The 26,000-nt window shown below is 49.7% G+C and carries 12 protein-coding genes and 1 pseudogene; 10 read left to right on the top strand and 3 right to left on the bottom strand.

From position 1 onward, the window contains the following. Positions 1-340: 340 nt before the first annotated feature. Positions 341-526, bottom strand: a pseudogene (locus F0316_RS15545) (hypothetical protein). Further along, positions 516-2,588 (bottom strand): alpha-amylase, encoded by a 2,073-nt coding sequence (locus tag F0316_RS15540; RefSeq protein ID WP_149560673.1) that lies wholly within the window; start codon positions 2,586-2,588, stop codon positions 516-518. The pseudogene F0316_RS15545 and the gene F0316_RS15540 overlap by 11 nt, the downstream one beginning before the upstream one ends. 291 nt (positions 2,589-2,879) lie before the next feature. Here F0316_RS15540 and F0316_RS15535 point away from each other — a divergent pair, with 291 nt between their 5' ends. From F0316_RS15535 to F0316_RS15485, 10 genes are all read left to right on the top strand, one after another. After that, complete coding sequence (locus tag F0316_RS15535; RefSeq protein WP_001187215.1) at positions 2,880-3,803, top strand: aldo/keto reductase; 924 nt, start codon at positions 2,880-2,882, stop codon at positions 3,801-3,803. Between the two features lie 312 nt (positions 3,804-4,115). Continuing rightward, positions 4,116-4,787 carry a hypothetical protein gene (locus F0316_RS15525; RefSeq protein ID WP_142740900.1) on the top strand — a complete coding sequence of 224 codons (672 nt, stop codon included), beginning with the start codon at positions 4,116-4,118 and terminating at the stop codon, positions 4,785-4,787. An 8-nt stretch (positions 4,788-4,795) separates the two neighbouring features. Next, positions 4,796-5,479 (top strand): ABC transporter ATP-binding protein, encoded by a 684-nt coding sequence (locus F0316_RS15520; protein WP_142740901.1) that lies wholly within the window; start codon positions 4,796-4,798, stop codon positions 5,477-5,479. After that, the gene (locus tag F0316_RS15515; RefSeq protein ID WP_033928074.1) at positions 5,467-6,726 is read left to right on the top strand and encodes an ABC transporter permease; all 1,260 of its coding nucleotides are present in this window, start codon (positions 5,467-5,469) and stop codon (positions 6,724-6,726) included. The genes F0316_RS15520 and F0316_RS15515 overlap by 13 nt, the downstream gene beginning before the upstream one ends. Further along, positions 6,719-7,462 (top strand): outer membrane lipoprotein-sorting protein, encoded by a 744-nt coding sequence (locus F0316_RS15510; protein WP_000475400.1) that lies wholly within the window; start codon positions 6,719-6,721, stop codon positions 7,460-7,462. Before F0316_RS15515 ends, F0316_RS15510 begins: the two co-directional genes overlap by 8 nt. 4 nt (positions 7,463-7,466) lie before the next feature. Beyond that, positions 7,467-8,711: a hypothetical protein gene (locus tag F0316_RS15505; RefSeq protein WP_002052403.1), complete on the top strand. Its 1,245-nt coding sequence runs from the start codon at positions 7,467-7,469 to the stop codon at positions 8,709-8,711. Further along, complete coding sequence (locus F0316_RS15500; RefSeq protein ID WP_000970565.1) at positions 8,712-9,791, top strand: sensor histidine kinase; 1,080 nt, start codon at positions 8,712-8,714, stop codon at positions 9,789-9,791. Between the two features lie 159 nt (positions 9,792-9,950). Further along, positions 9,951-10,736, top strand: coding sequence for a LytR/AlgR family response regulator transcription factor (locus tag F0316_RS15495; RefSeq protein ID WP_000981879.1), 786 nt, complete (start codon positions 9,951-9,953; stop codon positions 10,734-10,736). 300 nt (positions 10,737-11,036) lie between these two features. Next, complete coding sequence (locus F0316_RS15490) at positions 11,037-23,420, top strand: retention module-containing protein (protein ID WP_149560870.1); 12,384 nt, start codon at positions 11,037-11,039, stop codon at positions 23,418-23,420. Between the two features lie 130 nt (positions 23,421-23,550). Then, positions 23,551-24,531: a GGDEF domain-containing protein gene (locus F0316_RS15485; RefSeq protein WP_000998610.1), complete on the top strand. Its 981-nt coding sequence runs from the start codon at positions 23,551-23,553 to the stop codon at positions 24,529-24,531. 42 nt (positions 24,532-24,573) lie between these two features. Here the strand turns inward: F0316_RS15485 and yjeH are convergent, their stop codons facing one another. After that, positions 24,574-25,818: an L-methionine/branched-chain amino acid transporter gene (gene yjeH / locus F0316_RS15480; RefSeq protein WP_094392596.1), complete on the bottom strand. Its 1,245-nt coding sequence runs from the start codon at positions 25,816-25,818 to the stop codon at positions 24,574-24,576. Positions 25,819-26,000 lie beyond the last annotated feature (182 nt).

Genomic DNA, 26,000 nt, shown 5'->3' with positions numbered 1-26,000 from the left:
TCCGCACGATTGAAGAACAAAAGCGACACTGGCAGCACGCAGGAGCGCTTGGCTGCTAATCGGTATTCTCAAATCGCTTGGGTGTGTGGTTATTGTTATTGGCTTGATGCGATTTTTTCAGTTGACCCATGACGGATATCCCTTGCTACTGATCTATAACGCCAAGTCGTTTTGTTATGGCGAGCAAGTGGTTGGATGCGTAACGGGTGGGGGTGAGAAGGTACAAGTAAAGGAACCCAACCACTGAAAAGAGCACATGAAGCGCGATGTTAAATTTGTGTTAATACTATGTCAAAGAAAATAACTGAATTATTTTTTAAAAGAGGCGCAAGATAGAGATTTAATTCATCAAGATCAATGAATTAAAGTCATTTTCTGGTTGTACCAGTTTAAGTTTGCAGGCTTTACAGTCAGTTACAACCAAAGGATGATTTTTGAGTGCTTTTGAGGAGGGGACATCGCCACGAATTTAGACAAGTTCAGGAGCATACTGTGTATGCTCCTGATGGAGTGGCTTAGCGGCCAACAAACGCCACGACCACCTTATCTTCACCCAATGTGCGAGTGAAAACATAAGCGTTGGATTGGGCGATTTCGCGATGATCTCCCGCTCCTATCGCAGGGTGACGTTGACGGAATTGACCTAAGGTTTGCCAATGCTTGAGCAGTGCTTGGCGTTCGGCATTCCATTCCCAAGGCATATCAGAGCGAGTGCCTTGATGGAAATCGTCTGCGTACGGTCCCGCTTCGCGGGCGACTTCATCGCCGTAATACACTTGGATAGCACCCGGTGTCAGTAGCAGGGCATTGGCGGCGTTACGCTGCATATCCAGTGATTTAAAGCGTCCGAAAAACAGCTCAGTATCGTGCGAGGAAATATAACTGACGGGGTTAAAGTCGGGATATTTGGCGAGGGTTTGCGCGTAATCGCGATACACCATCGCCATCTGGCTCAAACAGGCTGCACCGTTATCCATACGTTTTTGAATGTCAAAGTTAATCAGTGCATCAAAGCCATCATCAAAGTAAGGGCTGCGATAGGCAGCGTGCCCCCACACTTCGCCCATCATCCAAAACGGCTCACCGCTTTGATTATTGTCTTTACGCCACGCTGCAAGGCTTTCCGTTGCGCGCTGTTTTAAGCGTTGCCACACTTCCCCTTCCACATGTTTGACGGTGTCGATGCGAAAACCGTCGATCCCAAAGCGGCGTACCCAATCGCTTTGCCATTCAATTAAATAGTCAGCGACAGTGTAATTGGGTTTGCTCACCACTCGTGTGCCGGGATTGTTGAGTAGCCACTGCGGCGGGGTAACGGCTTGGGGGGATTCAGTGCGAAAATCCGGTAAACCGGCGAGATTCATCGTGATGTCACTGCTGCCCGGCGCAGGATAGCCCGGTAAGCCTGCGCGTACCCAGTCTGGCCCCCACCACTGTTGCCAATTCTTGCTTTGGTAATCAATGGCTTGATGGAAGCTGTGCCAGTTTTCGTCGGCGCTGGGTTTCCAGTCATTCCAACGTTCAGGCAGCATAGGTGCGTTCACCACTAGTACTGCATCTTGCTGTAAATCGGCGAGTGTCGCGTAACCTGCATGATTGATCACCGCATCCATCAAAATTTTAATGCCGCGACGATGCGCCTCACGCACTAAGGTTTGTAAATCCTCATCTTTCCCAAAGTTGGCATCGATCTTGGTGAAATCGCGGGTCCAATAGCCGTGATAGGCATAAAACGGGAATGATCCTTTCTCGCCACCGCCGACAAACCCATGTACCTGTTCGACAATCGGAGAGAGCCAGATAGCATCCGTGCCTAAGCTTTGGATATGGTCAAGTTTTGCAATCACACCCTTGAGATCGCCGCCATGAAATGTTCCGATCTCCTCTTGGCCATCTTTGTGACGACCATAACTGCCATCATTGCTTGGGTCAGCGTTGTAGAAGCGATCAACCATCACAAAATAAATATTGGCATTTCGATAGGTAAAGGGCTGTTTGGGCTCGGCTTTTGCTGTCTGTTTGGGCTCCAACAACACCAAGCCGCCGCTGTTAGCGGAAGGGGTTAAGCGCACTTTGCCTTGGTCAACAGTCACTACTTGCCCAGTCATAGCATCTTGCAACTCGGTTCCATCGGCAAAGCTGCTCGCCAGATCTAAAGTCACTTCACCGCCTTGATACACTTCGCAACTGACGTTTGGGATCGGACGACGAAACTCAGTTTTGGCTGCCTTAGTGGTTTGACGCACGAAGGTGAGAGTATTGTTTTGCGCTTGCCACTGAAATGCGTAATCCCCGGTAAAACGGATACTCAAAGGTAACTGAGTCGGGACATGGCAATTGAGAGCGATGGGCGTGTTGAATTTGATCTCTTGTTCGGGGACCGGTGGGCAATCACCGCCAATCCCGCTAATGGTCAAGGTGTAGTCGCCCTTAGTGAGCGGGATCACCAGTGGTTCATCGGCTTGCAGTGGAAAATCGCGGCTGTTGGTGGTGGTTGCTACCGTTAAATTCGCAGTGGAAGCTGGCGAGGCCAGCGCTGGCAAAGCTAGAGCTGAGAGCAGCGATAGGGTCAAGGCGTTCAGTTTCATTGTCTATCCTTCTTATTATTGGTTCGGCTTTCCTACCCAAATGGCGCCGATTTTTGTATCGATAAAGGATAAATTGCACCGCGTCACTCAACATCATTCTTAGCGCTACGCCTTGTTAATTTGCACTGCGTCACAACCCAACAGGATAGGGCGTAGAAAGCCATGTTGCCGCCATGCGTTATCGTCTAAAAATCTAATGCAAGTCACAACTTTATGGATCGATATTGATAGTTTTTGCACAGAGACGGCTGGCTGCATAGGATGTGCTGAGTGAAAAACAGGAGAATAACCATGCAACAACAAGCAACCGTACAGAAAGTGACCATGGCGCAACAAGGGCCAGAGCTGTCTGAACTGGTTCAAGGTTACTGGCGACTGGCGGAATGGAACATGACGCCTCAGCAGCGCTTAACCTTTTTGAAGCAGCATATTGAGCTGGGGATCAGTACCGTTGATCACGCGGACATTTACGGCAACTATCAATGTGAAACACTGTTTGGTGAAGCCCTAGCATTGGAACCTTCACTGCGCGAGCAGATCGAGATTGTGACCAAATGCGACATTAAACTGTGTAGCGATCGCTTTCCTGAGCGCAAAATTAATCACTACGACACCAGCGCGGCGCATATCTATCAATCGGTCAATCACTCGCTTGAGCGTTTGGGAGTCAATGAGATCGATGTCTTGCTGATCCACCGCCCAGATGTACTGATGAATGCTGATGAAGTCGCGGAAGCGTTTTCTGAACTGCACAAGGTCGGTAAAGTGAAACACTTTGGTGTTTCAAACTTCAGCCCAGCGCAGTTTGATTTGCTGCAGTCACGCTTAGGTAAGCTATTGGTGACTAACCAAGTCGAAATCAATCCACTCAATTTTGATGTGGCACACGATGGCACCTTGGATCAACTGCAGCGTCTGCGCATTCGCCCAATGGCATGGTCATGCCTCGGTGGCGGCGCAATTTTCTCAGGTCAAACTGAGCAAGCGCAGCGCGTACGAGCTGTGCTGGAAGAGATCCGTGTTGAGCTCGGTGCAGAGTCGATTGAGCAGGTGATTTATGCGTGGGTGCGTCGTTTACCGAGCCAACCACTACCGATTATCGGATCCGGAAAAATCGAGCGAGTTCAAAGTGCAATAGCCGCCTTGTCGTTAGAGCTTTCTCGTGAGCAGTGGTATCGGGTGTGGGTCGCATCCAAAGGTCATGGCGTGCCATAACGGGTTATTACGGCTCAATCTTCTTCCACCCTGCAGCTCCACGTTGTTTGAGGAGATACTCTTGCGCCAGTCTTTGTACTGGCGCAGTTTTTATCAACTCATATCTTATCTCTTCACTTCTTGCCACCCATTCGCTCCCGCTATTGTCCATTCACGCCCCATAAAGACCATTGGTCGCAAAGCCCGATAACGACAGACGAAGTTCAGTAATCTCACTCCATTCTTGATGGCTGCTGCATCGTGGCACAAACACGATGAGCAGTTGAGGACGTTTACGTTCTGACAATTACGTTACTGAAAAGGACCGTTCACATGAAAATTCGAACTTCGTTAAGCTTGACTGCTTATATCGCCGTTTTGTTGTTTAGCTTATCTGCTTGGCCTGTATTTGCGCTGCCAAGCGAAGCCATGATCCAACGTTATAACCAAGCCGCACAAGGTGATGAAAAGTTAGTTGAACCCTTGTACGCCGATTTAGAAAAATTGGTCGCACAAGAAGGGGCGACGGCACTGAGCTTGGTCTATTTGGGCAGTACACGCACCTTGATGGGACGTGATGCTTTTTTACCGTGGAAGAAAATGCGTTATAGCGAAGAGGGGCTTGCCACAATAGAGAAAGGCCTTTCTCTATTAAGTAGTCAGGTGACCCAATCAAGTGAGCACACGGCAAGTTCAGAAGAGATACGCAACGGTTTACCAGTTCAAATGCTTGCTATGGCAGTGGCGGCGGCCACTTATACCGCCATGCCCGACATGTTTAACCATTTTGAGCGCGGATATGATCTCTACCTGAATCTATTGTCCGATCCTCAATTTCAAGCGCAGCCGTTTGCGGCCACCGCGTGGATCTATCGCTTAGCTATTGTTGCTGCCTTGCGCGCCGAAGATGAAGCGCAAGCTCGCCTTTGGCTAGAAGCCATGCAGCAAGCGGATGCGCAACATCCAGATACCCAGCAAGCTCAAGCCTTGCTGAGCCAAGGGTAGGAGGACGCATGCTGCATTTTCAAAGTATAGAAAAACAGTACTCATTGGGAGTTCAAAGCGTGCCAGCGCTACGTGGTGTGAGCGGTGTGGTACAGCAAGGCGAGATATTAGCGCTGTGTGGCCCCTCCGGATCGGGTAAAAGCACTTTGCTCAACATCTTGGGATTACTTGACCCTAATTACCAAGGTGAAGTGGCATTAGAGGGACGCGTATATCCACGTAGGGGTAAGTCTGCCGCCTTACTGCGTCGTACTCAGTTTGGTTTTGTGTTCCAAAAATTCAACTTAGTACCCGTGATGACGGCGCTAGAGAATGTCGCCTATCCCTTGATGCTTAATGGTTTTAGCCGTCGTGATCAGCACAAGTTAGCACATGACATGCTAACCAAGGTTGGATTAGAAGCGGTGATGCAGCAGCGTCCAGATCATCTTTCCGGTGGTCAGCAACAACGTGTAGCGATAGCTCGGGCGTTGGTTCACAACCCGAAATTGGTGGTCGCGGATGAGCCGACCGCGAGTCTGGATAGTCAAACAGCCAACCTCGTGATCAGCTTAATGAAAAGTCTTGGTCATGAGTTAGGCACGACTTTTGTGGTTGCCACTCATGACGGGCGCATGGCAGCTCAGTGCGATCGCACCCTCAATCTGGTGGACGGACAAATTTCATTGGAGGCGATGCAATGGGCAAGTTGATCTCACAAGCATGGCGATTGGCGGCGTTAAACCTGCAGCGTAATCGTCGCCGCAGCCTACTCTCTATTTCGATCATCGCGATTGCAGTATTGGCATTAACATCTGCAGGCGGCTTTGGTCTTTATACCTATGATTCACTACGTGAATCGACAGCGCGGGATGTCGGACATTTAACGCTGAGCCAGCGTGGCTATTTTGCACAAGAGGAAGAGACACCTTTGGCGAATGGATTAGAAGGCAGCGACCACATTCGCCAAGTGTTGCTGGCGAATCCGGCGATTCGTGGCATCCAGCCACGCATTGAGTTAACAGGGCTGGTTTCGAATGGCCAAAAATCAACGATTTTTGTTGGTCTTGGTGTGGATTACAAAGAGTTTGATATGAAAGGCCCGTTTTTGGATCTGCGAGCAGGGCAAACCTTGCAAGATCCTAAGTCTCCGCGCTTTGACCCGGCTCAACCTCAGGTGATGCTTGGCGTAGATCTGGCGCGCAACTTAAGTGTGGGCGTCGGTGATTGGGTGACGCTGCTCGCTACCACGGCGGATGGCGCACTGAACGCACTGGATTTTCAAGTCCGTGGTCTCTATTCGACAGGAGTGCCTGAGTTGGATAAACGGCAGCTCTATTTGCACTTAGCATCGGCTCAAGAGCTGCTCAACTCCAGTAAAGTCAGCACCTTGTCTGTGTATCTGTTTAACACCGAGAATACTCAAACGCTACAAACGTGGGTGGAAAATCAACTGAATCAGTTGTCCTTAGCACAAGAGCTGCAAGTGACACCTTGGCAGCAACTCGCTTTCTTTTACACCCGAGTCAAAGACTTGTATGACCGATTGTTTGGCGTGATGGGAACCGTGATGGCGATGGTGGTGTTTGTTGCGCTCTTTAATACCTTAACCATGTCGGTCAGTGAGCGGACTCGTGAAATCGGAACCTTGTCGGCCCTTGGCGCGTACCCAAGCGACATTTTGGCGGGTTTTGTGCGCGAAGCGACCTTGCTGGCGCTGTGTGGCTCACTCTTGGGTACCTTGCTTACTGGAATAACCATAGTGGCGGTACGCGTAGCGGATATTCAAATGCCACCGCCCCCGGGAAGAACCGAAGGTTATCCGCTCGATCTCTATTTTTCCTTCACTCTGGTTGGGTTTTGCACCCTAGGCACAGTGCTGATTTGTGTACTCGCGGCGTGGTTCTCTGCGCGCAAAGGCGTCAATAAGCCAATTACGGAGGCGTTAGCGTATGTTTAAACTCATTTTTATGGTGGTTTTAGGGCTTGTGGTGATGGGTCGATCTTTCGCGGCCGAGATGGATGTGAGCAGCATGGTGCAGCGAGCCGATGAGTACCGGCTTAAAGAAGCGGCAGCGAAAGTCGTCTCTGTGGTGCAGCTTTATCATGATGGCCAGTTGGAAAAAACCAATCAGTATGATGTCTATGTGCGTGAAAATCGCGAATCGCTAGTGCTGTTTCAATCGGCGACAGAAGCGGGACAAAAAATGTTGATGCTCGGAGATAACTACTGGTTACTGATGCCGAAAAGTCGCCGCCCAATCCGTATTACACCGATGCAAAAACTGCTCGGTGAAGCTTCAGTCGGTGATATTTCAACACTGACTTGGAGTGATGATTATCAAGCGAGTTTGGAGGGAGAAGACTCGGTGCAACGTGAAGATCAGTCCAGCGTTGAAACGTACCGCTTGGCGCTCAAAGCGAAAACCGCAGGGGCTAGCTATCAAGCGATCACCTTGTGGCTTAATCGTGCGGATGCTTCACCAGTCAAAGCCGAACTTTATCTGCATTCCGGTAAACTGGCCAAGGTGGCTTGGTTTACCGTGCAAGGTGATCGGGTGGTTGAGATGACGTTGCTTGATAAAATTCAACCCTTGCGACGAACCGTGATCGAATATCAATCCGTACAGCCGAAACGTTTGGAGGATAAGTTCTACAACCCCGCGTATTTGATTCAAAATACGGCCTTGGAGTAATGCTATGAGGTGTGCTCAGGCGTTAGGAGTTATTGGGCTACTGAGTTGTCCTCCGGCATGGACACAAGAGCCGCTCAAGTTAGACTGGGATTGGATGGTGAGCGCTTCGCATGCTCAACGCAATGACTCCTTGGTGTGGGCTGTTGCTCAAGATGATGAACAGCAGCAAGTGGATATCGGGCTCGATTTACAGTCTCGCTGGCACGGTTGGACGGCGAGTTTGGCGCTCACTAGCCGCGCGCTCTATCGAAGTGATGAGCAGGCAAAAGAAACGAGGCTGACACTCAGTGAATTGTTTTGGCAAGGGGAAAGCACGCTTGCTGGACAAACACTAGATATTACCGCTGGAAAAATTCGCCTCGATTGGGGAGTGGGCTATGGTTATCGGCCGCTGGATCTTTTTTTACCCTATCGGCGCAATCCATTAGGTATTCAAGTGGAAGAGGGGGCTGGTGTGCTCGCGCTCTCCTCCTATCAAGAGTTAGGTGAATGGACTTTGATCGCCACGGATAGTGCTTGGGGGCGTTCGAGCGAAGCGCAGTTAGTGACTCAAAATGAACAACAAGGCATTGGATTACGCCACTATCGCTTAATAGGGGTGAGTGAAATCCAAGGCATCGTTTATTACGACAATGTCCGGCGTGGTTTAGTGGGCGGCTCGTGGGTTTCTGTACTCAATAGCACATGGGGCGTGCACAGTTCTTGGCTATATCAACGAGAATATTGGCAATACCAAAGACAAACTGAGCAGCCGATCGAATTGGTTAAACAAGAAAATGCGGCGCAGTTTTTGTTTGGCATAAACTGGGCAAACCCAGAGGGGCACAACGTGATTGCCGAATACTGGTACGACGGACGCAGTTGGAATGCTGATGAATGGCAGCAAATATTGGCTGATGCGACTTTGCTGCATCAACAGGGCCGGTCACCAATGGCTTTTGCGTATGCACAAGGCTATCAAGCCACTAACATAGTGGCGCACAATTTTATGCTGCATTGGACATGGGATAGCGGTAATGGTCAACGGTTTGGTATGGATAACCTCACGCCAACTCTTGATGTTTTGTGGTCGCCGGAAGAGGGCGGTTGGATGATTACTCAATGGATCAATTGGCAAGCTTACGACACGGGCTCTGCCTCTTTGGAACTGGAACTGGCCGCGCGTTTCTTTGGTGGTGAAACGGATTCGGCGTACGCCAACTTACCCGATAGCGTTAGGGTTTTGTTCAATCTAAAAGGAAAATTCTAGATGATGGAACGCTTTGATATTTCAGCACAAGATTTGAAAAGTTTTGGTTTTACCACACTGTTTTGCATCGTGATCGCCCTCGCGACGATGTCAATTTGGGGTGGGCTATTTGGAGAGCATCTCGCCATCAGCTTTAGTTATGGCTACAGCGCCTTTTTTTCCGCGCAATGGATTGCACGGCGCTGGCCGGAACTATCAAAACGTTTGGTGAATATCTTATCTTTAAGCTGTGCGGTGGTGCTGGGTACCAGCAGCGCCTATCTATGGCTGCGCCATTATCCGGGCTTTGATGAGTTTTCCGCTTATAAGCCCATCATTTTTCTTGGGTTTATTTTTTCCGCGGTCTGCTTTTTGTATTTTTATTCTCACGAACAAAAAATCCTAGCTCAAGGCGCATTGGAAGCGGCTCGCCGCCGCCAGTCGGAGCAAGAAAAAGCGCTGTTATTGAGTCAACTCAAGCAGCTACAAAGTCAGATGGAGCCTCATTTTCTATTCAATACTTTGGCCAATATTAATGCTTTGATTGCGGTAGAGCCCTATAAAGCGCAGTTAATGTTGGAGAAACTCACTGAGTTACTGCGCGGTACTATGCGCTTGCGACGAACCAATACAGGAGACTTGCGTGAAGAGATGCAACTGATTGATGCGTATCTGGGAATTCAAAAAATACGCTTAGGGGAAAGGCTGGAATACACTCTGCCCGAGTTGTCAGAATGGGGTACACTCGGCATGCCGCCTATGTTGATCCAACCTTTGGTCGAAAATGCAGTGTCACATGGTATTGAACCCAAAGCCGAAGGCGGTACCATTCGGGTGAGAATCGAAGTGGCTGATGACTGGTTTGAGCTATCGGTAGAAGATAATGGCATGGGCTTAAGTGATACCCCCAAGGGCAATGGTATTGCTTTGCAGAATGTTCGCGACCGTCTGTCTGGGCTCTTTGGGCATGAAGGTTTACTGACCGTGGCGCAAAATTGCTCTGGCGGCGTTACGGCCACGATTCGCATCCGTTTGCACCATTTGCAGGGATTGCAGCGTTCTTTTTATGATTACTCGCAGGCTCGTTCACCTCAATCGTAGAGTTTGTCTATGCGCATAATAAGAGGAATGAGGGTATCCTTGGCTAAGCAACAAAGGTCGGTCTACGGCGATGCCAATCTGTTCCAGATAAATTTTTCACTCGGCGTTTACCTGCAACGTCAAGTAGCTTGGGTATACAAAAAGTAAGAAGAGGCTCTAATGATGAACCAGACCTACACTGCGGTTCTTGCGGATGATGAACCTTTACTGCGTCATCATCTCAATAAGCTCTTGGCTGAGTTGTGGCCAGCGCTTGAGATCGTGGCCAGTGCGGAAAATGGTCAAATCGCTTTGCAGGCAATTGAACAGCATCAGCCTGATGTGGTTTTTTTAGACATTCGGATGCCTAAAATGGATGGCATCGAAGTGGCTCGGCGTCTACTTCAACAGCCTAAAGTCCCGTTAGTGGTTTTCATCACCGCGTATGATGAGTACGCAGTCAGTGCCTTTGAAACACATGCTATCGACTATTTGCTGAAGCCACTTTCGTCTTCTCGACTAGCGAGTTGCTGCGAAAAATTGCAGCAACAATTGCGGCGTAACGTGGCTCCAAGCAATGATTTGGCACAGTTGATGAGCCAATTTGAGCAACTTACTCGCACTGTTAAACCTCAATACCAGGTCTGGTTAAAAGCCAGTAAAGGTGAGGAGATCCATCTTATTGCCGTAAATGAGTTGCTCTACGTGAAAGCGGAGGATAAGTACCTCTCTTTGTACAAAGTGCATGGCGCGACAACGCATGAGTATTTGTTGCGTTCTTCTTTGAAAGAGCTGCTTGCGCAGCTCGATCCCAACCAGTTTTGGCAAATTCACCGTTCTATCGTGGTCAATGTCGGAAAAATCGATAAAGTTACCCGTGATTTTGGTGGCAAAATGTGGGTGCATATTGATAGACTTCAGCTACCCGTGAGTCGAGCACTGCAGCACCTATTCAAAGTCAGTTAAACCGATAGCACGCCTGCCTATTTTTCTCTCCACTCTCCTACTGTCTAACAATTAATTCGCAAGAGTACTTGCGAGCCATTTCACAATTGAGACTTTCGCTATTTAGCTTTCTTGTTAGTAGTTATTTAGTTATGCATCGCTTATAACTTAAGCAGGAAGTTTAGTTACAAAATCATAATCACGATTCCAAATAAAAATATCCCCTTCTTATTGGTATTGCTGTGAGCAACACGGCTGCAGTTTCAAATTGAAAGGGGGCTAATGTATTACCAATTATTTACCGCGAGAAATGGGGGCAGTATGCAGTCTCAAGTCGTCACTCAACCTGTAACAGTCACAAGTTTGTCTGGCAATGTGGTTGTTGTTAATGCGCAGGGCCAAGCGCGGATTGTGAATGCAGGGGATGTTCTGCAACCAGATGAAATTATCATTACGGTCAATCAATCTGCGATCGAACTGCAAACAACACAAGGTGGTGTGCAGATTGATGAGAACTGCGTGGCGTGTTTGCCAGAGTTCTCAGCAGATGGACAGCCGGAAGTGCAAGCTGCACCCGTTCAAGGTCAAATCAACCTTGATTTAGCGCAATTGGATACGGCGAATTTTGATGAGCAAGCCATCGCGGCGATTCAGCAGGCGATTTTAGACGGTGTCGACCCAACCACCGCATTAGAAGCCGCCGCTGCAGGCGCTGGTGCGGGTGGCTCGGCTAACGGTGGTGCAATTACCATTGACTATAACTTCTTAGAAGTGCTTGCCAGTACCGCCTTTGATACTCAAGGCTACAACCAAACGTTTTCGACAACTCAAACTTTGGTTAACCCACTGCGTTTTGCCGCGGGTGGTGAAAGCCTGAGCACGCAAGTCACCGAAGGGTCGCTGTCACTTGGCACTTATCCGCAAACGTCTACGGTGACCAGCTTAATTACGGCAGGTAGCCTCGCGTTGCTGCCAGCCTCTTTTGTGCCTGAAGCGGCTTTTTTAACCTCGCTGCTTGCCGAGCTCAACCAAGACATTACCTCTTCCGGGCAACCTGTAGTTTTCCGTTATGATGCCGCGACCAATAGCATTATTGGTGAGCAAAACGGTAGCACGGTATTGAGCATCGCGATTAGCGCGGAATCGATAGGCCGAGATGTTAATCTCACCATCACAACCACTCTCAGCCAGCCGATTGACCACTTGCCTTCGGTGGGGGGCGGTTTGGTCTCGATCAGTGGTGATCAAATTTCAATTGCACTCCAACTGACGGGTACCGACAGTAACGGCAACGTGCTCCAAGCTCCCATTGATGTGGTTGTGGCCATCAATGATGGTAGCGCGCCGGTGATGGTCGATGAACCTACCCTAAGTCTGAATGAAAATGATCTACCCGCGGGATCGGATGGCGCGGATCCACTGACTGTGTCTGGCCAGTTTGATACTCAGTTAGGTTCCGATCAGGTGGCGTCTTATCAAATTGATCCCAGCACTGCCAATCCTATCGCTGGGCTGACTTCGCAAGGTGACGCGGTCATATTAGGTGAGCCAACTCTGATTGATGGCAGCCGCGTTTATCAAGCCACCGCGGGCGGCCGTGATATTTTCCAACTGACGCTCAATGCCGACGGCAGTTACCAGTTCGTGTTACAAGGCACTCTGGATCATGCTGCTGGCAGTGATGCATTGACCATTAGCTTGCCAATTGTCGCGATAGATTACGATAACGACAGCTCAGCACCGGGCAATTTGAATATCGAAATTCAAGATGATAAACCGATCATTATCGGAGCCGAGCCGCTTACTGTCGCAGAGCAAACCTTAGATACAGGCTCGATCGGTGGTGGCGCGAGTTTGGTGGCCGATGGCAATTTTACTACCACTCAAGGCTCAGATGGTGTGGTGTCTTATCGTTTAGACAGTCTAACGGACGCCGTAGCAGGTATTACGTCAGGTGGTGTCGCGGTGACATTGAGCGAATCGGTTGATGCTAACGGCAATTACACCTATACCGCGACGGCTGGCGGTGAGCCAGTATTCACTCTGCTGCTCAACCAAGATGGGAGCTACCGCTTCACCTTACAAGGCTCACTCGATCACGCGCTCAACAGCGATGAGTTGTTGGTCAATTTCACCGTAGTCGCAACTGATTTTGATGGTGATACAGCAAGCATAACCTTGCCAGTGACAGTGAAGGACGACAAACCCTATTTCACCAATGTCACCAGTTTGAACGTTCATGAAAACGATCTGCCGCAAGGTTCTGATGTGACGAAAGAACCACTCACCGCGAGTGGTCAGTTTGAATTAGTGCAGGGCTCGGATCGCGTAGCGAGCTTCACGCTCGATAGCAGTGTCAATCCTGTACAAGGGCTGACTTCAAATGGCGTGGCGGTGACGCTGTCAGCGCCTGTCGATGATGGTAATGGAAATCTCACTTACACTGCGATGGCGGGCGCAGTCACCGTCTTTACCTTGACCCTGAATTCTGACGGCACCTACAGCTTTACGCTGGCAGCGCCGGTTGACCATGCGCTCAATAGCAACGATTTAACGCTCAATTTCCAAGTGATTGCCACCGACTTTGATGGTGACAGCGACAGCATAGTGTTGCCCGTCAAAATCAATGACGACAAGCCTTACTTCACCAATGTGCAGGGCTTGTACGTACATGAAAACGATCTGCCACAAGGCTCGGATACGGATAAAGAGCCCGTGACCGTTAATGGTCAATTCCAGTTGGTGCAAGGGGCAGATACGGTCGCGAGTTTTGCGCTCGATAGCAGCGTCAATCCAGTACAAGGGCTGACTTCAAATGGCGTGGCGGTGACGCTGTCAGCGCCTGTCGATGATGGCAATGGCAACCTGACTTACACCGCGATGGCGGGCTCAGTGACTGTCTTTACCTTGACCCTGAATTCTGACGGCACCTACAGCTTTACGCTGGCAGCGCCGGTTGATCATGCGCTCAATAGCAACGATTTAACGCTCAATTTCAAAGTCATTGCCACCGACTTTGATGGTGACAGCGACAGCATAGTGTTGCCCGTCAAAATCAATGACGACAAGCCTTACTTCACCAATGTGCAGGGCTTGTACGTACATGAAAACGATCTGCCACAAGGCTCGGATACGGATAAAGAGCCCGTGACCGTTAATGGTCAATTCCAGTTGGTGCAAGGGGCAGATACGGTCGCGAGTTTTGCGCTCGATAGCAGCGTCAATCCAGTACAAGGGCTGACTTCAAATGGCGTGGCGGTGACGCTGTCAGCGCCTGTCGATGATGGCAATGGCAACCTGACTTACACCGCGATGGCGGGCTCAGTGACTGTCTTTACCTTGACCCTGAATTCTGACGGCACCTACAGTTTCACGCTGGCGGCGCCGGTTGACCATGCGCTCAATAGCAACGATTTAACGCTCAATTTCAAAGTGATTGCCACCGATTTTGATGGTGACAGCGACAGCATCGTGCTGCCGGTGAAAATCAATGACGACAAGCCTTACTTCACCAATGTGCAGGGCTTGTACGTACACGAAAACGATCTGCCGCAAGGCTCGGATACTGATAAAGAGCCCGTGACCGTTAATGGTCAATTCCAGTTGGTGCAAGGGGCAGATACGGTCGCGAGTTTTGCGCTCGATAGCAGCGTCAATCCTGTGCAAGGCCTGACGTCGAATGGCGTGGCGGTGACGCTGTCAGCGCCTGTCGATGATGGTCATGGCAATCTCACTTACACCGCGATGGCGGGCGCAGTCACCGTCTTTACCTTGACCCTGAATACCGATGGCACCTACAGCTTCACGCTGGCAGCGCCGGTTGATCATGCGCTCAATAGCAACGATTTAACGCTCAATTTCAAAGTGATTGCCACCGATTTTGATGGTGATAGCGACAGCATCGTGTTGCCCGTCAAAATCAATGACGACAAGCCTTACTTCACCAATGTACAGGGCTTGTACGTACACGAAAACGATCTGCCACAAGGCTCAGATACTGATAAAGAGCCCGTGACCGTTAATGGTCAATTCCAGTTGGTGCAAGGGGCAGATACGGTCGCGAGTTTCGCGCTCGATAGCAGCGTCAATCCTGTACAAGGCCTGACATCCAATGGTGTGGCGGTGACGCTGTCAGCGCCTGTCGATGATGGTAATGGCAACCTAACTTACACCGCAATGGCGGGCTCAGCTACCGTCTTTACCTTGACCCTGAATTCTGACGGCACCTATAGCTTCACGCTGGCAGCGCCGGTTGACCATGCGCTCAATAGCAACGATTTAACGCTCAACTTCCAAGTGATTGCCACCGACTTTGATGGCGACAGCGACAGCATCGTATTACCCGTTAAAATCAATGACGATAAGCCTTACTTCACCAATGTGCAGGGCTTGTACGTACATGAAAACGATCTGCCGCAAGGCTCAGATACTGATAAAGAGCCAGTGACCGTCAATGGTCAATTCCAGTTGGTGCAAGGGGCAGATACCGTATCGAGTTTTGCGCTCGATAGCAGCGTCAATCCTGTGCAAGGACTGACTTCGAATGGCGTGGCGGTGACGCTGTCAGCGCCTGTCGATGATGGCAATGGCAATCTCACTTACACCGCGATGGCGGGCTCAGTAACGGTCTTTACCTTGACCCTGAATACCGATGGCACCTACAGCTTTACGCTGGCAGCGCCGGTTGACCATGCGCTCAATAGCAACGATTTAACGCTCAATTTCAAAGTGATTGCCACCGACTTTGATGGTGACAGCGACAGCATAGTGTTGCCGGTGAAAATCAATGATGACAAACCCTCGTTTATTCATCACCAGCCTTTGAGCGTCAATGAAGATGACCTGCCACAAGGCTCGGACGGCAGCAAAGAGTCGTTGAGTGCCAGTGGCCAATTTACCGTAGTGCAAGGCGCGGATCAGGTGGTTAGCTATCAGCTCGATAGCAGCGTCAATCCGGTGCAAGGGCTAACTTCAAATGGTGTTGCCGTGGTGCTCTCTGCGCCTGTGGACGATGGCAACGGCAATCTCACTTACACGGCAACAGCGGGCGGTAACCCAATTTTTACCTTAGTGCTGAATACCGATGGTAGTTACACCTTCACTCTGTCTGGGCCAATTGATCACGCCTCAGGCAGCGACAGCAAACAGCTCAACTTTAAAGTGTTGGCCGTGGATTTTGATGGCGACAAAGCCAGCGTGAATCTGCCCGTTACGATTATCGATGACAAACCGACCATTACCGGTGTGCAAGCGCTATCGGTCGATGAGGACGATCTGACTCAAGGCTCGGATACCACGAAAGAATCCTTAACTGCCACCGGACATTTCACCACGACGCAAGGCGCGGATCATGTGGTTTCCTACACGCTGAATCTCACTACCAACCCATTGGCTGGAGTGACTTCTGGCGGTCAAGTGCTAACTCTGTCTGACAGTGTTGATGCCCATGGTAATCATACTTATACCGCGGCTAAACCCGATGGCACGCTGATTTTTACCCTGCAGCTCAATGCAAATGGTAGCTATCAGTTCACCTTATCAGGGCCACTGGATCACGCTGCAAGCAGTGATGAATTGGTGCTGAATTTCAATGTGGTGGCGACGGATTACGATGGCGATACCTCAAGCATTGTGTTGCCGGTAACCGTGGTCGACGACCAACCATTGGTGATCAGTGCGCAAGCCTTGTCGGTCAACGAAGATGATTTAGCCACTGGTACAGATCAGAGCAAAGAATCAACCACCGCCAATGGCCAATTTACGACCACCCAAGGTGCAGATGGCATTGCCCATTATCAGATTGATACCAGAACAAGTAGCGATACTGGGCTCACTTCACAAGGTCAGCCTGTGGTATGGGGCGCGCCTAGCATAACCACAACCAGTAGTGGTCAAGTCTATACCTATCAAGGTATCGCCAATGGTGTGGTGATCTTCACCCTAGTGCTAAGAGCCGATGGCAGTTATAGCTTTACCTTAAACGGCGCGGTGGATCATCCGCTCAATGCCAATGAGCTAACGCTGAATATTCCAGTGCTGGCGCAAGATGCGGACGGCGATACCTCACCGATCACCTTACCTGTCACTATCGTGGATGATGTACCGATCCTGCATGATAAAAATATCGCCTTGCAGGAGGGTGCTTCGGCATCGTCCGTGAATCTATTCTCGCGTGACAATAACTTAAGCCCAGATACACAAGGTGCAGATCGCGGAGTGATTACTCACTTTAGCGCAGTAGATGAAGCGGGGCGTGATATCCAGTTCCGTGAAGGCAATGTGCTGAGCAATGATATTGAGCTCAATGGCGCCGCGAAAACCGTCACTGTGGTGGAAATTGTTAATGGTGTGAGCCGCGATCTTGGTACGTTAACCATTCAACCTAACGGTACGGCCACTTTCACTCCAGTTGCACAGTTGGATCACACTGATGGAAACGACATCAAATTTACGGTGGATGTGACGGCAACCGATTACGATGACGATACCTCGACGGAACAGCTCAACATTACGATTTCCGATCACAAAGCGACCATTACTCAGCAGAAATTTACGGGCTATGAAGACCAAGGACACGATGCGGCGCTGAACTTGGTGCCTGCGGGTGAGCAAAGCAATGCGCAAGATAACTTGGGTGGATTACCGGTTGAAGCACTGAAACTCGCTTTGCAGGTCAACCTTTATGACGTTGACCAAGGGGAAAGTCTAGGTGAAGTCTCGATTTGGAATCCAAACCAGATCCGTGGCGATTTCTATTATTTGGATAGCGCCAACCAGCTAGTGAAACTGGATGTCGATCCGGCAAGCGGACATGTTGTGTTGCCTGCCGCACTGTTGCAACAGTCGATCAATGGCACTATTGCCACGGTCGAAAACCTCTACTTTGTGCCGGATCGTCACTACTCGACAGGCAATGGAGGCATGAATGCCTCAGTGAGTGTGGAAATTCTGCACAATGGTGTGCGTGATCATTTCACCAACGGCAACATGCGCATCGAGATTGAAAGCGTAGCGGATATTGCGACTTGGAAGAGCAGCAGTGAGTTTCACTATGATGCGGTGGAAGATGGCAGTCATGTTAGCCTCAATATCGCAGCGGAGACTCAAGACAACAGTAATCCTGAAGCGATCACCTACCAGATTCGTTTTACTGAAAATGGCGCAAACGCCAACTTGGTGTACAGCGATGGCTCGCCGATCCCAACCAAAACCGATGCTAACGGTACTTATTATGAAGTACCGGCCAACAAGATAGCTCAAGTTCAGGTCGATCCGGCGGATAACTTCGCAGGCCAAATCAAACTGGATGTCACGGCCATCACTAAAGAGTCCACCAATTACGTTGCTGGCAAGCAGACCGCGCAATCAGAAACCAAAGAGATTGTGATTGATGTTGCGCCAGAAGCGGATCGCGGCAGCTTTACCGTTAATCGTATTTCGATTTTTGAAGATAACGCTTCCAATCAAAATGCGGTTGATCCGAGTGTTGAGCACGATCCTCTCCTGCTCAGTGAAGTGATTTCCATGACTGGCTCAAGCGATGCGGATGGCTCAGAAGCGCTATTCGTTCGTCTGTCCGATTTTACGGATACGGGCGCCACTTTGGTGTGGTTAGGCTCTGGCCCAAGTCCGATCACGGTTGGAACCTACCCTAATGGGGAAACTTATTATGAGATACCGCAGAGTGCGCTATCTCAGGTTGAGGTTCTACCAACGAAACACAGCAATGAGAATTTCTCATTCGTTGTCGAAGGGATTGTGAAAGACACGGTTAACCTATCAACCGGTCAAGTGCAGGATATTGAATCGCTAGGCAGCAAAACCGTCAATGTCACCGTGAAAGGGGTTGCCGATCTCCCTACGATTGAGTTTCTCAATGGCAATACGCAGTGGCAAATCTTCAATGATGGTGTGCAAAGTGGCGTGATCACTACGGTGAGTGAAGATAGCCGAGTCGATCTCAACTTCAGCATCATTTCTGGTGAAGTAGCAGACAGCCCGACGGACAGTTCAGAAACCATTTCGGTACTGCTCTCGAACATTCCGGACGGTGTAAAGCTGTTTGACAGTGACGGTACGAGCGTCGATTTGGTGTTTGCTGGTTACGACAGCAACCATAAGCCGATTTATCAAGCCAACTTGACGGTCGCTCAGGTAGTGACAGGTATTCAGGTTCAGCCAGTGGCATCATCGACAGCCAATATTGATATCAAGGCAACGGTGATTGTGACTGAAAATGATGGTCATGTTCGCCAAGTGGAAGAGACGATCCGCATCTTAGTTGAGCCGAAAATTGATGTGACCGAAAACTACCACAATGCTGTGTCTGGCAATGAAGATGGCCGTATTCATGTCACTTGGGTGCCGCAAAATACCCCAGGGAATATTCAAAACCCCGATGCACAAGAGTATTTCAGCCGAGTTGAAATTTCTGGCTTCCCTGATGGTAGTCGAGTCTTTGTCAACAATGTGGAAGTGACCTTAGTCAATGGGGTGCTGGTGCTTGAGCCTACGGCAGGGCAATCGGATCTCGATTTCTCAAATCAAGTATCAGTTGCGGGCTACATTCAGGTCATCCCTCCGCACAACTCCAGTACCGACTTCACTTTGAGTACGGCGATTACCGTGAAAGAGCAAGACCACGAGTACGTGGATGCGGGTAATCCAGGCCAAGGTATTGCCGAGGAAGTGATCCACGGTTCGATTGGAGTGAAAGTGAATCCGATCGCTGAGCCGGATGGACAGCTGTTAGTTGAAAACGCAGGCAGCGTAACTCAAACCGTGCAAGCTGATGCCAGTGGCAAGATTGATTTCACCATCAATGATGCGAGTGGCGGTCAAGCGGGGGCGAATGTCATTCGCTTTGATAACCTTGATAGCAACACCGCAGGCAGTTATCAGTCCGCAGAGTTGGTGGATCAACTGGTGGTCAGCTTTGGCAACGTACCGCCAGAAGTGTTGAACCAACTGCTGATCACCGGCGCCACCAACAACGGTGATGGCACATGGACAATCACCAACGAAGCCGATTTCAGCATCAAAGCGCCTAATGGTCTGGTGTATAGCAGTAATCACGACCCAGATAACAACGGTTTCAACGACATCAAGATCACCATCACTGCTAAAGTCTATGACCAAGGTGAAGACAGCAGCGAAGTGAAAATCACCAAGCAGGTGAGCACAGAGTTAACCTTGAGTTTCCCCGCCGTGGTCAAGGGTAATAACAGCGTTGCCGCGCAGCTCAACTGGGTTGGCGATGCCGATGATTTGGTGACTGGCAAAGAAGATAACGCGGTGGACTTGGGGCAACAGATCCAAGACAAACTCATGGTCAATGCCACTGGCTTTGATGCGGTGGCGGATGAGCTGAGTATTGTGATTAACGCGAGCGATCTGCCTGCTGGTGCCTCGATTGGTGGGCAAGATTTCAACTTTGTTGATGGTCAATATGTATTTAAAGGCACGCTGAATCCTGATGGTTCAATTTCTGGATTGGAAGGACTGGTGCTGATCCCACCGCGCGATTTTGCGGGTGACTTTAAGCTGCCGATCACGTTTGTGACGACAGATACTCAGTCGGGTGATGAGAAAACATTGACGGCGCAAGTGCCTGTCGCGATCTCTCCGGTTGCGGATGTACCCAGCAGCAGTGGCGATCAGCCACTCGATAATCATGTGACCCCAAGCATTACACTCAATGTGCAAGAAACGTTGGGTCTGGATGCGAACCATCAACCGACCGATTTGGCGAACGATACGCCAACGCAAGACGGTATCGCCTATGAAGATGGCATTGTGCATCTCAATCTCGCGATTGGTTTAGCGGATAGCCTCAATGGCAGTACGCAAGGCCAAGAAGTGTTAACCGAAGTGACACTGACTTTGAATGACACCAACTCTGGTGTCTTCGTGGATGCCAACGGCCAAAGTTTGGGAACCAGTATTACGCTCACTCAAGCTGAGTTACCAGCTGCACTCGGCGAAATTTACTTCAAACCAGCGCCGAACTATCCAAGCGGTAACGACATCAATACCGTGGGAATTACTGTGGCCGGAAAAGTCACTGACAGCACCGTATTTGATGAAACCAACGCCAGTTCACAAGGTGTGAGCAGCAGTGATGCCGATAAAACCTTCACCTCACAAGTCAGCTTTGAAGTGAAACCTGTGGTGGACGATATCACGATTGGCTCTGGTAGCCCGATTTCGGTGACGGGGGATGAAGACAGTTGGATTGCCCTTGCCGATCAAGGCAATGCGTTCAACGTTAGCCTGAATGACAATGATGGCTCGGAGCAATTTGTTTCCTTGGTTCTTACTGGACTGCCGACCGATTTCCTCGTCAAGTCACTGTCGAGTGACTATGTGGTGAAAAATAACGGCGGCGGCGAGTGGAGCGTGCAAATCCGCAATCCAAACTTAACCAGCTTGGATCTATCAGCGCTGGCGATTAAACCAGCCAAAGATTTCAGTGGTGAAGTGCAACTGGGGATCAAGGTCTATACCCAAGAGTCACTGCTTAACCAACCCGTGGAACATACTGGTCAATTTACCCTGCATGTAACGCCAATCGGCGACGATGTGGATATCACGCCAGCGCAAGAAGTGGCGGGCAATGAAGGTCAAGCGATTGACATCAGCCTTGGTGCGCAAATTCTCGATAAAGCACCAAGCTTACCGGGTGGGGCGAATTACACCGAAAACAGCCCAGAGACTTTGCGTGTTGAGATCTCCGGTGTGCCGGATGGCGCATCCTTGAGCTTGGCGGATGGCACTTTGGGAACACCTCTTGGTGGCGGCGTTTGGGTATTTGAAATTAATGCGCAGCAGCTTGATAAAGTGGTGTTCAATTCCGGTGATAACAACCAACTGAATTGGAATGGCAATCTGCATTTTAAAGTGCAGTCCGTGGATACCGGATTGGCAGGTGATCAGCACCTTGGCAGTGCGCAAGAGTTTGATGTGCATGTCGATGTGACGGCGGTGAACGATCGTCCTGAATTGATTAACGTGCAGGATCAAGTGACGGAAGAGGATACACCTCTACTGCTCAATAGCTTTACGTTGGCCGATATTGATGCCCAGTTGGATGACCCGAACGCTGACTATACGCTGCAAATCGGAGTGAATAGCGGTGTGCTGATCATCGACTCATCGCTTAGTAGCGGTTTGACCATTCAGGGCGATGGTACGGGGGCGCTTTCCATCACGGGTAACGTGGCCGAGATCAATGCTGCGATTGGCGCAGGCTTAGTGAAATTCGTCCCATCACCGGATTTTTATGGTCAGGTCGCCGTCACGCTTAACGTGAATGATAACGGCAATGCGGGGATCGAAATCGCGGGCGATGCATCAACCGCGCACGATAACAGCGCGCAGTTTGTGATTGATGTTACGGCTGTCAACGACAAACCCGAAGTGGATGGCATCCACTTGACCGCTCAGATTGATGAAGCGTCAGGGCAAAAACTGACAGGCATTACGGTGTCAGATGTGGATTATGCCGGATCACACACGAATGATGTGATGAAAGTGACACTGAGTATCAGCGAAGGCATTTTGAGTGTACAAGCGCCCGCAGGCAGCTCAGTGGCCGTCAGTTATGCCTTAGATGGCAGTGTGATCCTCGAAGGCAGCCCAGAGGCGATTAACGCGCTACTGAACCATAGTGACTCTGCTTACGGCTTATTTGTGGATGCAGCGGCTATCGCAGGGACGCAAATCAATCTCACCGTGACGGCGCAGGATATGGGCGTCTACTTCGAAAATGCCTCAGGTATGGCATTGGAGGAGAGCAAAACCTACCCGATTCAGGTCAATCCGGTGGCTAACGCGCCAAGCTTGAGCATGAATCCTGCCTTCGGTTATGCCCAGCAGATTTATGCTAATCAGAGCGTGAGTGCACAAGGGATTGCTCTTTTAGGCGCGATTGCGGCCTTAACGGATTTACATGAAACCTTGAGTTTGCGTGTCGATCATCTTCCAGCGGGAGCAAGCTTAAGCAGCACGGCAGGCTCAGTGACCGATTTAGGTAATGGTCGCTGGGAAGTCTCTCCTGATGCGTTAGAAAGTCTCAAAGTAGTCGGTTTGGAGGAGGGAGTACACACCTTGTCGCTTACAGCACTGTCTACCGAGAGTGATGGTAGCAGCGCACCTTCCGCAAACAGCATCGATTATCGGATTGAGATTGCGGCAGATGGCTCACTGCTGGATCATCGCAGTGCGACCGATGATAGCTTGCTGGTGGCGGACAATGGTGGCATGACGCTGCTCTCCGGTAGCGGTGATGACTTTGTTCAAGGCGGTGCGGGTGACGATGTCTTGGTCGGTGGTTTAGGTGCTGACATTTTGGTCGGTGGCACGGGCGCAGATATGTTCAAATGGACGCTCGACGGAGTCGACGATAAAGTTGACCATATCCGTGATTTCAATGTCAGCGAAGGCGATAGCATTGATCTGATTGATGTGGTGCAGGACCTCGGTAACCACTTAACCATGGAACAACTGTTGAACAACTTGAGCGTGTCTAATCAATTGACCGCGCAGGTGGTGGATAATGATGTCACCTTGCAAGTCACGACCGATAATCAGGTTCAACAAACCATTGTGATCGAAAACCTCGCGACTCAAATTGATTTCACGGGAATGAGTTCATTGGACATTATCGGCACCTTGTTAGATCAGAATTTGTTGCGTCACGACTAAGGCTCCATTTTACGACTGAATCATCAGCCCCTTCTTCTAGGGGCTGATTTTTTCTTCTCGCGATTTTTCTATTCCCCGTTTCCTTTCCTATACTTGGGAAAACGCGGTTCTCCTTCGGATAGAAAAACGTATGAATGACAAAGTGCTTGAGTCGGTTATTGAAATTACTGAGCAGAAAAATTCGCTGGCACTCAGTTACAGTATTTTGGCGACCTTGTCTGAATTGTTACCGCTCTCCACTGCGACCTTATTTCACCATCTTGGACGTTCAACCCTTATGGTGGCACGTTTAATGATTACCAAAAATGCTGCAGGTAAAAAGGAGTACCAGTGGCAATACGACCAAGTATGTGCCGACAATGGTTACCAGCACTCTCAATCGGAAATGGCGTTTTCCCAACAAGTGAATGGCCAATATCAATGCTTTTGCCCGATTCCGATAGAAGAACACTTTTCCGCAGAGCTGTGCTTAATCCTCAATAAAGATCCTGAACCTTATCGTATGTTGATCAACGGATTTGCGAAAATTTACCGTAATTACACGGTGATTTTGCATGAGAGTGAACGCGATAAGCTGACCGGATTACTCAATCGTCGAACGTTAGAAGACCGATTGCGCCACACCTTTGCCATCAATCCCTCGACAGAAGAGAATCACAAACTCTGGATCGCGATGTTGGATATTGACCATTTTAAAGCGATCAATGATCACTTCGGACACATGATTGGTGATGAAATTCTGCTTATGTTCGCTCAGCAGATGCAGCACTATTTCGGACCGTCTTCTCAACTATTTCGCTTTGGTGGTGAAGAGTTCGTGATTATTTTTTCAAGCGGTAATGAGCCACAAATCAAGCAACAGTTGGATGGCTTCCGTCAACAGATCCGACGCCATAACTTCCCGAGAATCGGTGAACTGAGCTTCAGCGCTGGTTTTTGCTCACTCAGGCCGGGTGACTATTTACCTACCATTCTCGACCATGCCGATAAAGCGCTGTATTACGCCAAAGAGCATGGTCGGAATCAGGTGCACTGCTATGAACAGCTGTGTGAGAACGGTAAAATTGCCAGCGCGCAACGGCCATTTTCTGATGACGTTGAACTTTTCTAAAGCGGTGTTTCCCTTCTTACTCTTACCTGCCAGTCCACACCATTAGATTGTTTGCACCCGAGCTTGCCATGGCCGAATCAGTAGCACAAAGACGCCTAGAGCGTATAGCATTGACCAGCCTAAACAGAGAAACACTCCAGCACACAGAACCAAAGCTAAGCCAGCAAGGTGTTTACTCCACCCCGTCAGGAGTTTGAATGCGGCTAACATCGCCAATAAGTAAACCAACACAAAAATGCCATTCGCCAGCTTGAGGAAGAATTCGAGATCAAGCCCAGTCAAATGACCAATAAAGCAAGAAGCAAACAGTACCACTCCGACGAGTAACGTTGCGTGGGCAGGAACCCCCCGAATCGAGACGCGAGCGATCGCACTTTCAGGACGATATTCTCGTGCTTGTGCCCACACCATGCGCGCTAAGCTTTGGGTGTAAAGGTTCAGACTGGCAAAACAGGCTAAAAAGCCAATCACACTGATCATGATTGCCCAGCGAGTGCCAAACAATTGGTCACTGAGCCAAGGAATCGCGCCACTATCAAATTGAGGAGTGCCAAAGGCACCAAATTTCAGTACGACGACGGAACACGCCCAGTAGGTCAATCCAGCGACAAAACTGCCGATCAAAATCGCCAATGGAAAATCGCGTTGCGGATTACGAAACTCTTCTCCCATATGGGCAAAAGCTTCAATGCCGACAAAACACCAGAACATGACTGCCAGCGCGGCTCCAATCGAGCTCCATCCTTCCTGTGTTAATGCAGGCATGACCAAATCTTGCGTGGTTACTTCACCACGCCACCAAAAAGCAATCACCAAACTGAAAATGGCCAACGCGATGAGGGTTTGTAAACGGCCTGATGACTTAGTACCCGCCAAATTAACCCCAACTAAGAGCAATATAGTTAGAGTTTGGGTCAGCAGTGGGTTAGCCAAAGGCGCTGGGAGTAAGGCTTGCAGAAAACTGGCGGCGAGCGTGACTGCCGCAGGAACGCCCACAGGAATAACGCTGAGAAACAACCATGCCACTGCACGTTCAAGGCGTGGATTAAATGCTTGGCGTACAAAGTAAGCGGTGCCCCCCGCATTGGGGTAACGTTTACCTAATTGCGCAAAGGTCAAGGCGATCGGGCAAATCGCAACAAACAGCAGCAGCCATGCCCAGAGTGAGAATACACCGGCGATCCCTGCGGCAATCGCTGGAACCATAAACAGCCCGGTCCCCATTAACGTCGTGGAAAGTTGAGCAATTCCTGCTCCCAGAGAAATATCCTTTTTCAGTTGATTCACTTTACGCCACCTGCACAGAATTTGAGCTTTAGCATACTCCATTCCATAAGGTCTTTCACTGAATAAACATTCACTCAAAAATCATTCAATCAAAATTCGAAGTGATATTTATCGCTCATTTATCTATATTTTCCCTTCATTTGCTTATATTGTTGCTCGCTCAGTCTTTGGTTTTAGGAGCT

The organism is Vibrio cholerae (genome assembly GCF_008369605.1).
Classification (GTDB): Bacteria; Pseudomonadota; Gammaproteobacteria; order Enterobacterales; family Vibrionaceae; genus Vibrio; species Vibrio cholerae.
Note: the sequence above shows the minus strand (reverse complement) of the source record. Positions and strands in the feature narration are given on the sequence as shown.

Excerpts from the sequence above, each read along its gene's own strand:
- F0316_RS15540 (WP_149560673.1), bottom strand. The coding sequence starts at position 2,588 with ATGAAACTGAACGCCTTGACCCTATCGCTGCTCTCAGCTCTAGCTTTG.
- F0316_RS15535 (WP_001187215.1), top strand. The coding sequence starts at position 2,880 with ATGCAACAACAAGCAACCGTACAGAAAGTGACCATGGCGCAACAAGGG.
- F0316_RS15525 (WP_142740900.1), top strand. The coding sequence starts at position 4,116 with ATGAAAATTCGAACTTCGTTAAGCTTGACTGCTTATATCGCCGTTTTG.
- F0316_RS15520 (WP_142740901.1), top strand. The coding sequence starts at position 4,796 with ATGCTGCATTTTCAAAGTATAGAAAAACAGTACTCATTGGGAGTTCAA.
- F0316_RS15515 (WP_033928074.1), top strand. The coding sequence starts at position 5,467 with ATGGGCAAGTTGATCTCACAAGCATGGCGATTGGCGGCGTTAAACCTG.
- F0316_RS15510 (WP_000475400.1), top strand. The coding sequence starts at position 6,719 with ATGTTTAAACTCATTTTTATGGTGGTTTTAGGGCTTGTGGTGATGGGT.
- F0316_RS15505 (WP_002052403.1), top strand. The coding sequence starts at position 7,467 with ATGAGGTGTGCTCAGGCGTTAGGAGTTATTGGGCTACTGAGTTGTCCT.
- F0316_RS15500 (WP_000970565.1), top strand. The coding sequence starts at position 8,712 with ATGATGGAACGCTTTGATATTTCAGCACAAGATTTGAAAAGTTTTGGT.
- F0316_RS15495 (WP_000981879.1), top strand. The coding sequence starts at position 9,951 with ATGATGAACCAGACCTACACTGCGGTTCTTGCGGATGATGAACCTTTA.
- F0316_RS15490 (WP_149560870.1), top strand. The coding sequence starts at position 11,037 with ATGCAGTCTCAAGTCGTCACTCAACCTGTAACAGTCACAAGTTTGTCT.
- F0316_RS15485 (WP_000998610.1), top strand. The coding sequence starts at position 23,551 with ATGAATGACAAAGTGCTTGAGTCGGTTATTGAAATTACTGAGCAGAAA.